The 13,294-nt window shown below is 62.3% G+C and carries 15 protein-coding genes; 9 read left to right on the forward strand and 6 right to left on the reverse strand.

From position 1 onward, the window contains the following. Nucleotides 1-23 precede the first annotated feature (23 nt). The 4 genes from P3G66_RS28805 to ugpC all read right to left on the reverse strand — a co-directional run bounded on the left by P3G66_RS28805 (nucleotide 24) and on the right by ugpC (nucleotide 4,586). A complete protein-coding gene (locus P3G66_RS28805; protein ID WP_003946046.1) occupies nucleotides 24-860 on the reverse strand; it encodes a carbohydrate ABC transporter permease in 837 nt (278 codons plus the stop codon). Further along, the gene (locus P3G66_RS28810) at nucleotides 857-2,032 is read right to left on the reverse strand and encodes a sugar ABC transporter permease (protein ID WP_007735224.1); all 1,176 of its coding nucleotides are present in this window, start codon (nucleotides 2,030-2,032) and stop codon (nucleotides 857-859) included. Before P3G66_RS28810 ends, P3G66_RS28805 begins: the two co-directional genes overlap by 4 nt. A 20-nt stretch (nucleotides 2,033-2,052) precedes the next feature. Further along, entirely contained in the window at nucleotides 2,053-3,342 is a 1,290-nt protein-coding gene (locus P3G66_RS28815) for an ABC transporter substrate-binding protein (protein ID WP_276117462.1), read from the reverse strand. A 170-nt stretch (nucleotides 3,343-3,512) separates the two neighbouring features. After that, entirely contained in the window at nucleotides 3,513-4,586 is a 1,074-nt protein-coding gene (ugpC, locus tag P3G66_RS28820) for a sn-glycerol-3-phosphate ABC transporter ATP-binding protein UgpC (protein ID WP_003946073.1), read from the reverse strand. Between the two features lie 114 nt (nucleotides 4,587-4,700). Here ugpC and P3G66_RS28825 point away from each other — a divergent pair, with 114 nt between their 5' ends. From P3G66_RS28825 to P3G66_RS28835, 3 genes are read left to right on the forward strand one after another with little or no spacing between them, the layout of a single operon-like run. Next, nucleotides 4,701-5,525, forward strand: coding sequence for a DUF2786 domain-containing protein (locus P3G66_RS28825; protein WP_030537724.1), 825 nt, complete (start codon nucleotides 4,701-4,703; stop codon nucleotides 5,523-5,525). Beyond that, a complete protein-coding gene (locus P3G66_RS28830) occupies nucleotides 5,522-6,019 on the forward strand; it encodes a TIGR04338 family metallohydrolase (protein ID WP_054781392.1) in 498 nt (165 codons plus the stop codon). The genes P3G66_RS28825 and P3G66_RS28830 overlap by 4 nt, the downstream gene beginning before the upstream one ends. A 58-nt stretch (nucleotides 6,020-6,077) precedes the next feature. Next, nucleotides 6,078-6,446, forward strand: coding sequence for a helix-turn-helix transcriptional regulator (locus tag P3G66_RS28835; protein WP_003946041.1), 369 nt, complete (start codon nucleotides 6,078-6,080; stop codon nucleotides 6,444-6,446). Here the strand turns inward: P3G66_RS28835 and P3G66_RS28840 are convergent, their stop codons facing one another. Then, nucleotides 6,447-7,034 carry an ATP-dependent Clp protease proteolytic subunit gene (locus P3G66_RS28840; RefSeq protein ID WP_276117463.1) on the reverse strand — a complete coding sequence of 196 codons (588 nt, stop codon included), beginning with the start codon at nucleotides 7,032-7,034 and terminating at the stop codon, nucleotides 6,447-6,449. A gap of 4 nt (nucleotides 7,035-7,038) precedes the next feature. Beyond that, complete coding sequence (locus P3G66_RS28845) at nucleotides 7,039-7,647, reverse strand: ATP-dependent Clp protease proteolytic subunit (protein ID WP_007735229.1); 609 nt, start codon at nucleotides 7,645-7,647, stop codon at nucleotides 7,039-7,041. Between the two features lie 227 nt (nucleotides 7,648-7,874). Here P3G66_RS28845 and P3G66_RS28850 point away from each other — a divergent pair, with 227 nt between their 5' ends. From P3G66_RS28850 to P3G66_RS28875, 6 genes are read left to right on the forward strand one after another with little or no spacing between them, the layout of a single operon-like run. Beyond that, the gene (locus P3G66_RS28850) at nucleotides 7,875-8,576 is read left to right on the forward strand and encodes a Clp protease N-terminal domain-containing protein (protein ID WP_003946017.1); all 702 of its coding nucleotides are present in this window, start codon (nucleotides 7,875-7,877) and stop codon (nucleotides 8,574-8,576) included. 56 nt (nucleotides 8,577-8,632) lie between these two features. Further along, entirely contained in the window at nucleotides 8,633-10,309 is a 1,677-nt protein-coding gene (locus P3G66_RS28855; protein WP_003946029.1) for an FAD-binding protein, read from the forward strand. After that, nucleotides 10,306-10,659, forward strand: coding sequence for a ferredoxin family protein (locus P3G66_RS28860; protein WP_276117464.1), 354 nt, complete (start codon nucleotides 10,306-10,308; stop codon nucleotides 10,657-10,659). The genes P3G66_RS28855 and P3G66_RS28860 overlap by 4 nt, the downstream gene beginning before the upstream one ends. Beyond that, complete coding sequence (locus tag P3G66_RS28865) at nucleotides 10,656-11,657, forward strand: ABC transporter substrate-binding protein (protein ID WP_054831701.1); 1,002 nt, start codon at nucleotides 10,656-10,658, stop codon at nucleotides 11,655-11,657. The genes P3G66_RS28860 and P3G66_RS28865 overlap by 4 nt, the downstream gene beginning before the upstream one ends. Beyond that, a complete protein-coding gene (locus P3G66_RS28870) occupies nucleotides 11,654-12,508 on the forward strand; it encodes an ABC transporter permease (RefSeq protein ID WP_003946019.1) in 855 nt (284 codons plus the stop codon). The genes P3G66_RS28865 and P3G66_RS28870 overlap by 4 nt, the downstream gene beginning before the upstream one ends. Next, complete coding sequence (locus P3G66_RS28875; protein ID WP_003946013.1) at nucleotides 12,505-13,230, forward strand: ABC transporter ATP-binding protein; 726 nt, start codon at nucleotides 12,505-12,507, stop codon at nucleotides 13,228-13,230. Before P3G66_RS28870 ends, P3G66_RS28875 begins: the two co-directional genes overlap by 4 nt. Nucleotides 13,231-13,294 lie beyond the last annotated feature (64 nt).

The raw sequence follows: 13,294 nt of genomic DNA on the forward strand, positions 1-13,294 counted from the left end.
AAACCGTGCGCCCGAAGCCCGCATCACGACTTGACGCCGCCTGCGGTCAGACCGGCGATGATGCGTCGCTGGAAGATGAGAACCATGATGACCAGCGGGACCATCACGAGGGTTCCGCCGGCCATGATCGAGGTGTACGGCGTGACGAATGGGTCGGTTCCGGAGAATTTGGCCATCGCCACGGTGACGGGTGCGGTCTTGTCACTCGAGAGTTGGAGCGAGAGCAGGTACTCGTTGACCGTTGCGATGAAGGCGAGGATCGCGGTGGTGAACAGTGCCGGCGCGGCGAGCGGAAGCATGATCAGACGGAAGGCCTGGCCACGGGTGGCGCCGTCGATACGCGCCGCCTCCTCGAGCTCCCACGGAAGTTCGGAGAAGAACGACGTCAGCGTGTAGACCGTCAGCGGCAGCACGAACGAGATGTTCGGGATGATCAGCGCTTTGTAGCTGCCGATCCAGCCGATGTCGGTGAACAACTGGAACAACGGAGTCACGAGGGCGACAACCGGAAACATGGACGCGCCGAGGATGATTCCGGTGACGAAGTATTTGCCACGGAAATCGAAACGCGAGAGCGCGTACGCCGTGAACACGCCGATGACCAAGGCGATCAGCGTGGTCGCGCCCGCGATGATGAGGCTGTTCATCAGTGCACGGGTGAAGTTCACCTTGGCGTCGGGATCGAGCGCCGCGGTGAAGTTGGAGAGCGTGAGATTGGTGGGCCACAGCGACGTCGAGAACGTGTCCGCCGGGTCGCGCAGCGCCGTCACGATCATCCAGTAGCAGGGAGCGAGTCCCCACACGATGATCAGTACGACGCCGATGTAGGTGCCGATCTTGCCGCGTAGTGCCTTGTTCATACCGGCTCCCCCTTCCGCTGCTTTTCCTGCGTGCTGACCGCATTGGCTCCGAGGAATCGGACCAGGATGAAGGCCACAGCGAAGATGATGAGGAACGTGATGGTGGACAGTGCCGACGCCGAATTGGCGCCGACGCGCATCTGATCGACCACCAGAACCGAGATGGTCGAGGTGGCCGGGTTGGATCCCATCATGATCGCGGGCAGGTCGTACATCCGCAGAGCGTCCATCGTGCGGAAGAGCACCGCCACCATGAGTGCGGGCTTGACCAGCGGAAGCGTGATCATGCGGAACCGCTGCCACGCCGTCGCACCGTCGACCTTGGCGGCCTCGTAGACGTCGGCTGGAATCATCTGAAGACCCGCGAGGATCAGCAACGCCATGAACGGCGCGGTCTTCCAGACGTCGGCGACGACGATCGCGAATCGCGCCGGCCAGGGGTCCGCCGTCCACAGGATGTTGGTGCCGAGGATCTTGTTGGCAATGCCGTCGTTGGCGAAGATGAAGAACCAGAGCTTCGCGGTGACGGCGGTGGGGATGGCCCAGGGAATCAGCACGGAAGCGCGGAGCAAACCGCGTCCGCGGAACGTCTTGGCCATGATCAACGCCATCGACAGACCGATCACCGTCTCGAGCAGGACGGTGACGACGGTGAAGCCGAACGTATTTCCGATCGACTGCCAGAACTGCGATCCGAGTGTGCCGGGCGGGCAGGGAATCGAGCCGTTGGCGGTGTTGCAGGACTGGGTGATCCAGTTCTTGTAGTTGTCGAACCACGTGAACTGACCGGTGACGAACATGCCGGTCTCGGGATCGAGCTTCTTGCCGTCGCTGTGCATCGACATCCAGATCGCTCGTCCGAGCGGATACAGAATGATGACGGCGAGAACGATCAGCGACGGTGCGACAAACGCCCACACCGGAACTCGTCGACGCTTCTTCGGCTTGTCGGCCGACGCAGGCGGGGGCGAGGTCGGTGGGGGTGGAGTAGCTGCAAGGTCAGGCAGAACCTTGGTCAGGGATGTCCCTGCTGCCTCGGATGCCGACGGCTCTTCTAGCGGTTCCGGTGCACGGTGTCTCCCACCAACGCCCGAACGGTCGGGACCGGTTGAACCGGCCCCGACCGTGGGGTTGGTAGGCACAGCCGCGGAAGGATCCTGCGGTTCTGCCATTGCTTATTGCTCCTGGTAGATCAGTTACCGGCGGTTTCGATGCCGGCCTTGGTGTCCGCCAAGGCCTGCTCGACGGTCTTCTCGCCGCGAATAGCAGCGTAGGTGTTGTCGGAGATCGACTTCGACACCTGCGTGTAGTACGGCGTGACGGGGCGCGGCTGAGCGGTGGCGAGTGCTTCCTTCAGGGTCGCGAAGTACGGGAACTGAGCGAGCACTGCCGGATCGTCGTAGACAGCCGAGAGGACGGGTGCGCCGCCGACCTCGGTGAAGTACGTCTGCGACTTCTTGGTCTGCATGAACTCGAGGAAGTCACGAGCCGTGGCGGGTGCGTCCGAGTACGCGCTGATGCCGACGTTGTAGCCGCCGACGGTCGAAGCGCCCGGTCCGTCGACACCCGGAAGAACGGTGTAGCCGTACTTGCCGGCAACCGAGGTCTTCTCACCGTCGACCGAGAAGCCGGACCACGTGCGCATGAAGAGTGCCTTGCCGTCGCCGAACGCGGTCTGCGACTCGCCCTCGGAGTAGGTCAGCGCTTCCTGCGGGATCGTGTTGTCGGCGAAGTTGTCGACGATCGACTGAACGCCTGCCTTCGTCTTGTCGTCGATGGCCGGGGTGAGTCCGTCCGGGCCGACCCACGGGCCGTCGAAGGCGTTGGTGATCTCGGTGGTGTTGACCGTCAGGCCCTCGTAGTTCTTGAACTGACCGATGTAGCAGGAGATGCCGGCTTCGACAGCCTTCGGGCAGTTTTCCTTGAGCTCGGCCCACGTGGTGGGGGCCTTCTCGACGAGGTCCTTGCGGTAGTACAGGAACGCGGCGTTGGTGTTCTTCGGCGCTGCGTAGAGCTTGCCGTTGTAGGTGCCCGAAGCGACGGTCGACGGCAGGAGGCCGGACTCGTCGATCGCGAGGTCGCCCTCGAGCGGCAGCAGCCAACCGTTTGCGGCGAACTGGGCGGTGTTGACGACGTCGACGCCGATGAGGTCGTACTCGTCGCTCTTGGCCTGCATGCGCTGGGTGATGTCGTCGACCTGCGCGTTGGCTTCCTTCGCCAGCGGCTTGAGCGTGACCTTCTCGTCCGGATGCTCGGCATTCCAGTCGGAGATGATGTTTTCGAGCGCCTCGTTCAGGGCATCCTGCCCCTCGACGATCGTGATGGGTCCGCGGCCTTCGCTCGAGGACGATCCCTCGGATGCGGCCGTGGTGCTGGTTCCGCTGTCCTTGTCCGAATCGGACGAACAGCCTGCCAGTACCAGCATGGACGCTGCCGTGGCTGCAATTGCAGCGCGGCGCATCGCCTTCGAGTTCAGAACCATGGATTCGCTCCCCGTATGTGTATGACAAATAGACGGTCACCGAGAGCCTGCTCACGGCATGCGCCATGAGTGCCGGCTCCCGGCATCGGCCCCTACTGTGGCACGAGACACCCCTACTTGTGGGTATTACGCCGAACCTGAATCGGTCATGTGTCGTTTGACAGGTCCACCTAACCCAGGCGACGCCCGTCGGTGGTGGCAAAAATGTGCACCTTCTCGGGGTCGACGCGCAGGTTGACGCGCTCGCCCTTCTGCGGCGGATTGCGCCAGTCACCACGCGAGACGATCTGCTGCAACCGTCCGCCGATCGTGGTCCGGCCGTAGACGTAGGCGTCCGAGCCCAGTTCCTCGACGACGTCGACCTCCATCGGCAGGCCTTCGGCTGCGATCTCGAGGTGCTCGGGGCGAATACCCAGAACAACCTCGGTTTCGACGACGCCGTTCATCGTCTCGCGCGGAACCGGAACGATCCCGTCACCGAATGCGACGCCGCCGTCGACGACGGGGAGGGTGAAGAGGTTCATCGCGGGCGAACCCATGAAGCCGGCGACGAAGACGTTCTTCGGCTTGTTGTACAGCTCGCGCGGCGAGGCGCACTGCTGCAGGATTCCCTTTTCGAGGACGGCGACGCGGTCACCCATCGTCATGGCCTCGACCTGGTCGTGGGTCACGTAAACCATCGTCGTCGCGAGGCGTCGTTGCAGCTGAGCGATCTGCGTACGTGTCTGCACACGGAGTTTCGCGTCGAGGTTCGAGAGCGGCTCGTCCATCAGGAAGACCTGCGGCTGGCGGACGATGGCGCGGCCCATCGCCACTCGCTGACGCTGGCCACCGGACAGTGCTTTGGGCTTGCGATCGAGGTACGGCTCGAGATCGAGCATCTTCGCGACCTCTTCGACGCGGGCGCGGATCTCCGTCTTGTTGGTTCCGGCGAGCTTGAGCGCAAAACCCATGTTCTCGGCCACCGACATGTGCGGGTACAGCGCGTAGTTCTGGAAGACCATCGCGATGTCGCGCTCTTTCGGCTCCTGACCGGTGACGTCGCGGTCGCCGATGAGGATGCGTCCGCTGTGGACGTCTTCGAGCCCGGCGAGCATGCGCAGGGTGGTCGACTTTCCGCAGCCGGAGGGTCCGACGAGGACGAGGAACTCGCCGTCCTCGATCTCGAGGTCGAGCTTGTCCACTGCCGGAGTGTTCGATCCGGGGAACAGGCAGGTGGTGCTCTCGAAAGTCACTGAAGCCATGACGGGGTTGATCCCTTCTACCGGCAGGAACGTGCCGGACGATCCAAGTCGAGGGTGAGCGTGTGCGCTAGCAGCATAAACGTCCGTGTCGGCGCGCGAGCGTAGTCTTTCACGGTGAGTTCGGAGAAGATGCTGACCCGCATCGGTGCGCTGCTTCGCCAAGCGGAGTCCACCGACAATCCACACGAAGGTGAAGCCTTCATGGCTGCCGCTCAGCGGTTGGCCACCAGTTCCGCGATCGACCTGGCGGTCGCGCGTGCGCACACCGCGTCTTCGGAAAAGCGTGCGACGCCCACTCAACGGCTCATCACCATCGGCGAACCGGGCAAGCGCGGACTGCGAACGTACGCCCAGTTGTTCATCGCCATCGCCGCTGCCAACGACGTGCAATGCGACATCGCGCAGACGTCGGCCGTCATCTACGCCTACGGCTTCGCCGGCGACATCGACGTGTGCGAGGCCCTGTATTCGAGCCTGCTCTTCCAGATGGTGCGTGACTCCGATGCCTACGTGCGTTCCGGGGCGTACCGCGGCGAAACGTCCGTGCGGACCGTCGTCGAAACTCGTGGACGACGACGCGTCAGCACGCAGGTCCGCAAGCCGGTGGCCGGAGTGACGGCGCGCCTGAACTTCCAGATGGCGTACGCGTCCCGCATCGGCGCGCGGTTGGCCGAGACGAAGCAGGAGACGGAGAAGACCGCGATCGCAGAATCTGCCACGTCGTCTTCCGAAACCGCACTCGTGCTGCGTAACAAGGAAATCGAGCTGAAGGACTACTACTCGTCCAACTCCAAAGCGCGTGGGACGTGGCGGGGCGGCGGCCGCGCAAGCGCCGGGCATTCCTCACATGCTCGACGAGCGGGTGATCGGGCGGCGCGCTCCGCACGTCTGGGGAACCTTCCGGAGATCGGCGGGGTACGCGGGCAGCTCGACTCGTGAGGGATACGCAGCGGAGCGCCGTCTACGAGGCAGAGACGTTGGTGCGCACCATGTTCGATCGCGCCGACGAGCGTGGACTTCGGAGCGTCGAGGTCATGGGTTCCACCATCACCTTGCCGGTCGAGCGCAAATTCGGTTCCGTGGAGTCGGTCCAGGCGTACTGCGATCAGCTACTCGGGCTGAATTGGGTACGGGAGACCTGGACTCGCGCAACCATTCCAGTGTCCGTACGCTCCCGCGGCGGCAATGCCGCCGCTCACTACTCGAACGACGTCATCGCCGTCCCGGACGACCGTGACGGCCGGTGGGCGCTACGCGAATTCGTTGTCTTGCACGAACTTGCGCACCACCTCGGCGACCCCGCCTCCGACGAGGCTTCCCACGGGCCCGAGTTCGTCGACCGCTACACGAGCCTTGTCGGCGAGATCATCGGGCCCGAGGCGGCCTTCGTTCTTCGAGCGATGTTCCTTGCCGGTGGTGTTCGAACGGACTAGATGTCAGCCCTCGGCGAACCCGGTGGTGTCCGTACCGGTCGGCTGGAATACTCGGCCTATGGATGCGCCGCGCAGACTGGTCCTGGTCAAGGGTGAGTCGGAACTCCCCGATCCGGCTGTTGCCGTGCGCAAACCCCCACTGATTCGTGAAGCCTACGGACGAGTGCTGCGGGAGGTTCGACGCGATCAGGACCGAACTCTCGACGACGTAGCCGCAAAGGTCGGGATGTCGAAGCAATACCTCTCCGAGATCGAACGGGGCAAGAAGGAACCGTCGTCGGAAATTCTGCGCGCAATCTGCGAAGCGCTCGGGATGCCGCTCGAGCATCTACTGTTCCGAGCGGGCAACCGGATCGTTGCACTCAACTCCCTCACCTTCGGGCACTCTCCCGCACCGATCTCGGGTCCCGTCCTGATGGCGGCCTAGTCAGTTCCCTTCGATGAGGGTGTCGGCCAGTCCGTAGGAGATAGCGTCGTCGGCGGTGAAGATCCTGTCGCGATCGGTGTCCTTACGCAATCGCTCGACGCTCTGACCGGTGTGCTTACTCAGAATCGCCTCGGTCTGCTCCCGGATTCGCAGGATCTCGGCTGCTTGAAGCGCGAGGTCCGAGATGGTGCCGCTACCTTGCGTCGACGGTTGGTGCAGCAGCACCCGGGAATGGGCGAGAACATGCCGATGGCCCGGAGTGCCGGCAGCCAGAAGCACTGCAGCAGCCGAAGCCGCTTGACCCATGCAGTACGTGGAAATCGTCGGTTTCAAGAACTGCATGGTGTCGTAGATCGCGAGCATCGCCGTGGTGGAACCGCCGGGAGAGTTGATGTACAAACCGATTTCGCGTTCCGGGTTGTCGGCTTGCAGATGCAGCATCTGAGCCATCACGACGTTGGCGACGCCGTCGTCGATCTCTATGCCGAGAAAGACGATGCGTTCGTTGAGCAGCCTGCTGAAGATGTCGAAAGATCGCTCACCCGTTGGTGTTCGCTCGATGACACTGGGAATCGTGTACTGGGACATGACGTCACAATCCGATCTTGGGGAAGGTGGCTTGCGGTGCGATCTCGGCGAAGGACGTCACGACGCGGTCGACGATTCCGTACTCGCGCGCCTGCTCGGCGGTGAACCAGCGATCCCGATCGCTGTCGGTCTCGATCTCTTCGACGGTCCGGCCCGTTTCGGCGGCGAGGATTTCCTGCGATTGACGCTTCATCAGCTCGAGGCTCTCGGCCTGAATCGCGATGTCCACCGCAGTGCCACCGATACCTGCCGAAGGTTGGTGCATCATGATGCGGCTGTGCGCCAGGCTGATTCGCTTGCCGTGGGTGCCGGAGCAGAGAAGCACCTGGCCCATGCTGGCCGCGAAGCCCATCGCGACCGTCACGACGTCGTTGGGGATGAGCTTCATCGTGTCGTAGATGGCCAGACCGGCAAACACCGACCCGCCAGGTGAATTGATGTAGAGCACGACGTCGCGCTTGGGGTCGGTGGTGGCGAGGAGCACCAGTTCCGAACACACACGTTCGGCCATGGCGTCGTTGACCTCGCCGGTGAGCAGAATGGTGCGCTGTCGGAAGAGCCTGTCTGTCAACAGGTCACGGTAGCCGGTATCGGTGGGCGCTTCAGTAGTCATGAATCCATTCCTACCGGCGCGGCAGTGCCGCGGCCCCGCCTGTCTGCTGTGGGCAGACCGTGCGCACGCGACCAGATTCGGACCAGCCTGAACCAAACCCCTGAACTGGGCTTTCCTGCCGGAACAACGGCACCGACGATTGCCCGACACCATCCGTGGGGGTTATATGGGGTTATGCACATCAGTGCAGGTCAAGCGGTCGAGATCAGGTAGAAGAGGAAGAATCGATGCCGAAGGTCAACATCTATCTCCCGGATGACCTCGCTGCTGCTGTACGCGCACGCGGACTGCCTGTCTCGGCAATCTGCCAGATGGCACTCCGCGGAACACTCGATCGCGAAATTCCTGATTCTGCCGTGCGTATCACCGAGCATATCGACACCGATCTACCCTTCAGCCCACATCTTGCGTCGGTAATTTCTCTGGCACCCGCGGCAGCTGCTGGAAAAGGCTCACGGACAGTCGATTCCGAACACTTGTTGCAGGCGCTGCTAGACGAGGAAGAGAACCTGATATTGCGAGGCCTCGACCACCTCGGCCTGACACGGACGTCGATCCAGAAGACTCTCGACCTTGTGGTGCCCGACGGTACCCCACTCGACGACAACGACGTGACGTTCGGCCCCGAGGCGAGAGCCATCCTCGAAGCGGCTGTGACCGACGCGCAACTCGTCGGCAATTCCATCGTCAACGGAGCAAATCTTGTGTGGGCGTTGGCCAACGCGACAACGGGATACGCGGCGGAAGTCTTGGATCAGCTCGGTTTCTTCCAAGTAACCACCCATCAAGCCTTGGGGTTGATCGAGGTCGGCGTTGCACACGCCAATCGGTACGCACCGGCCGGGCAAGCCGGAATCCTCACGGAATTGGCAAAGATCACCGACCGACTCGAACGCCTCGAGGCCTCCCTCTCACCGTCGTGTAGCTAGAGCGAACATCTCGTACTTCTCTCTCCCAACGCATTCCAGATCGGAGGTGCGCTGTCATGGCGCGCTCACTCCCACGTTTTCGCGGGCACGTGGTCACTGACGACGTCGAAAACCTTCTCGTGTCGACTGACGTCCTCGTCGTCGGCGGGGGTCCGGCCGCTACGTGGGCGGCCGTCGCCGCCGCCGAATCCGGCGCGGCCGTCACGTTGGTGGACAAAGGCTATGTCGGTGCCAGCGGAGTCGCCGCCACTGCAGGAGTCGGCCATTGGCTCGTGCCGCCGGTGGCCGAGCGCCGCGACGAGGAGATTTCGAAGCGTGAACGCTCAGGTGGATACATCACCGATCGCATCTGGACTGAAGCGGTACTCGACGAGGCCTGGGCGCGAACCGCTCTCATTCCCGAATGGGGTTACAAACCCAGTACGAAGCCGCGCGGTTCCGGAACACTTTTCGGCGCCCGCCCCGGTGAGCGATCGTTCTCCGGTGCAGCTCCGGACTACCTTCGATTCCTTCGGGGGAAGGTGAAGAAGTCCGGTGTACTCGTACTCGATCACAGTCCGGCACTGGAACTTCTCGTAGATGCCGGTGGGACGGTGTCCGGTGCAACGGGTTACCAGCGCCAAGTGAAACGGCCGTGGCGTGTCGATGCCGGTGCGGTGATCCTGGCAACCGGCGGAACGACGTGGAAGAGCCATTCCCTCGGCGGAGACGTCAATACCGGAGACGGGCATCTGATGGCCGCGGAGGTGGGCGCGCACCTCTCGAGCATGGAGTTCTCCAATTTCTACGGAATGGTGCCGTTCGGAACGAGCATGGACAAGAATGGATTCTTCGTCACCGCCTCGTACTGGGATCATCTCGGTGAACCGATTCACTATCACGATTTACATCAAAGCCGCGCAGAGCTTCTCGGCGCATCGCTGAGGGGCACGATCACCGCACAGTTCACACAGTTCGGCGAGGAAGTGCAACCGGCATTGCGAGCCGCCATGCCCAATTTCTTCATGGTCACGGACAAGTTGGGGGTCGATCCGTTCAACGAACGCTTCCCGATGGACTGGGTTCAAGAAGGAACGGTCCGAGGCACCGGTGGGATACATATCCTCGACCATGACGCGTCCACCGGAGTTTCCGGACTCTACGCCGCTGGAGACATCGCCGCACGGGATCGCATCGTCGGCGCAGCCACCGGAGCGGGTGGCCCCAACCTGTCGTGGGCCATTGCGACCGGCACCTGGGCGGGACGAGCAGCCGCGTCCTTCTCCGATAGCCGAAGAGCGACAGACCTATCCGACACTCGATCGTCAGGAACGCTCGGTGTGAGAGATCGAGGTTTCGACGACGTACGCGGCTCTGTTCGCGCCATTCAGTCCGAGATGCTCCCGATCGACAAGTCCGTGTTCCGAAGCAACGGCGGGTTGATCGATTCGGCTACTCGACTTGATCGTCTCTGGGAGAGCGCATCTCGCGACCTCGACCACACAACCGCCGGAACAGAGGCTATCGCGCAACGCGAAGCGGCCGGGATGCTCGCGATGAGCCGCTGGGCGGTTCGTTCGGCCTTGGTACGGACCGAAACTCGCGGCATGCATACTCGCATCGACTTTCCCGCCACCGACGTGGACCAAACCCATCGCTTGCTCAGTGGCGGCTTGAACGACATCTGGGTTGCCCCCGATACCGAGTTGCCCCGCGTCGGCAGTGCATTGGCTCAGCAGGGAAGTGCATCATGATCGAGTTGATCAGCATCGACCGGTGCACGACGTGTGACATCTGCGTCCGCATCTGTCCGATGAACGTCTTCGAAGCCGTAGCGGATTCACCACCCGCGATCGCGCGGCATTCGGACTGTCAGACATGTTTCCAGTGTGAGGCGTACTGCCCCGCCGACGCCATCTTCGTCTCACCGTCGCGTACTCCTGAGCCTCAGGACTCCGAACTACGCGACAAGGAGCATCTGATCGGGCAGAACCTGCTCGGGATGTACCGCGAACGGGTCGGATGGCGCAAATCGTCCCCTCGTCCGACCCAATCCACAGCCGACTATCACCAGCTCGCCCAGAACGCCAGGAGAACACCATGAAAACCCGATCTCGCGCCAAAGGCTTGACAGCCCTACTCACAATTGCGCTTTTCGCGACGACAGCGGCATGCTCGTCCACCTCCGCGGCTTCCGACAGCAGTTCGAAAGACCTTGTCCCACTGACGGTCGGGGCGCCCTGGAACGGGGCTGCAGGCAAGAGTCCTACCGACACCACCTCGTTCGGGTACGCCGTGCACGAAGGCCTGGCGCAACCCATCCTCGAGAAGTACGGCTTCGAGTACAAAGCCTTCGTGGGCTTCAACAACGGCCCTCCGGTGGTGCAGGCGCTGCAGACCGGTGACGTGCAGGTGGGATTGATCGGGGATACCCCCGCGGTTCAGGCCAAGGCCAGCGGAATCGACGTGCCGGCCCTCGTGATCGACAAACCGTCGTCGGATATCTGGTTCCTCGGCCGTGAGGGCGGAGTATCCAAGATCGAAGACTTGGCAGGCAAGAAGGTAGGACTGCAGTTCGGGTCGAACTTCGACAAGTACGGCCGGGCGGTCCTCGAACGAGCCGGTGTCGCGGACAAGGTGGAGTTGGTCAATCTGCTCTTTGCCGATGCACTCCCCGCTCTGCAACGTGGTGACATCGACGCCGTGCCCCTTCCGGCCACGACAGCCGGCATCTGGAGGAAACAAATCGACTTTCCTGTCCTGTCCAAGGCCAGCGTCGACGATCCGGATCTCCTCGCGACCAGCGTGGCGCTGACGTCGCGGGATACGCTGAACTCGAATCCCGATCTGGGCAAGGCTGTTTGGGAAGTCATTCAAGCAGGCGACAAGGCGATCGATGCCGATCACGACGCCTACGCACAGTTCGTTTTCGACGCAACGGGATCACCGGTGGACGTTGTCAAGGAAGCAACGCTTTGGAACTTTCAGAGTGAGCCTGTCGACCCTGACGGATTGAACACCGTCCGTTCGACTCTCGACTTCTTGGTCAAGTCCGGAAAGGCCCCCAACGCATTCGACGTCACGACCTGGGCTGTCTCGTGAGCGTCGAGGCACCCCAGTTACCTGCAGCGGTAGCGGCAGTCTCGGATGCAGACAGAATCGCGCCTCGCACTGCCAAGCGTCGACGAAGCCGGCTCTCCGATACTGCGCTTCGCGCGAGTGTTCCGGTCGCATTAGTCACCGTGTGGGCACTCGGATCAGCGACGGGCCGAATCGACGAAAAGGTCTTCCCGTCTCCCTGGTCCGTGTGGTCGGCGTTTGTCGAACTCGTGACGACTGGTGTTCTGTGGGAGAACCTTTCGGTCTCACTTGCGCGGGTAGCCATCGGGTTTACCATCGGCGGTGCCCTCGGACTCTCGCTCGGTATTGCGTCAGGATTGTTCGCTCTCGCCGACAAGCTTGTGGACCCCACGCTCCAGATGCTCCGCACGATCCCGTTTCTTGCGATCACACCGCTGTTGATTCTGTGGTTCGGCATAGACGAGCGTCCCAAAATCATCATCATCGCGGCCGCAGCACTGTTTCCGCTGTACATCAACACTCACAGTGGAGTCCGCAATGTAGACCGCAAGGTCATCGAGGCCGGACGTGTGTTCGGACTACGGGGTCTCGGACTGATTCGTCAGGTGATTCTGCCGGAAATGATTCCTTCGGTGCTCGTCGGATTGAGGGTCTCGTTGTCGGTGTCACTTCTCGCACTCATCGTCGCCGAATTAAGTAATGCACCAAAGGGTCTGGGATTTCTCATGACTTCTGCGCAGCAATACTTCCAGACCGACGTCCTCGTGGTCGTCGTCATCATCTACGCAATCTGGGGGTTGTCGGTCGACCTCCTCGTTCGGGGTATCGAGCGAATCCTGATGCCCTACAAGCAGTGGGGGAAGAGCGCATGACCGTCCAACATACGGATTCGGGTGTCCATGCTGTCGACGTCGTGAAGACCTTCGGCGATCGGACAATTCTGGACGGTTTCTCACTCGACGTGAGACCGGGGGAGTTCGTGGCACTTCTCGGAGCCAGTGGTAGCGGCAAGACGACCTTTCTGCGGATCCTTGCAGGACTCGAGGATTTCGATGCCGGTGAGGTCCGTGCACCGGAAGCCCGGACCGTCGTCTTCCAAGAGCCTCGTTTGATTGCGTCGAAGCGAGTCCAGGACAACGTCATCCTCGGACAACGCTCCACCCGGAAGAACCGCGAAGCGGCCGCGGCCGCGCTGGCAGAAGTGTCGCTCGCCGGGCGTGAACGTGCTTGGCCCACGACCCTGTCCGGTGGTGAAGCCCAGCGCGTGGCCCTGGCACGAGCACTGGTACGTAACCCGCGGCTTCTTCTGCTGGACGAACCTTTTGCTGCACTCGATGCGCTTACGCGTCTCCGCATGCAGGCATTGGTTGCGGAGTTGTGCCGCAAACATCGCCCCGCGGTCCTTCTGGTGACTCACGACATCGACGAGGCAATCCTGTTGGCCGATCGTATTGCGGTGCTGCGAGACGGCCGGGTCAGCATTCTCGAGACCGTGTCGTTCGTGAAGCCGCGCAGTCCCTCACAGCCGGGATACGCCGCGCTGCGCACTCGACTCCTCGAAGAGTTGGGAGTACACGAAGCTGTCGGCGCGTGATCGTTTCGCCGACCCTGCGGCGGTAGCGGTACCGCGCACACCCGGCCATGATGGGAGAAGATAA

This window comes from Rhodococcus sp. C3V (genome assembly GCF_029269915.1).
GTDB lineage: Bacteria > Actinomycetota > Actinomycetes > Mycobacteriales > Mycobacteriaceae > Rhodococcus_F > Rhodococcus_F qingshengii.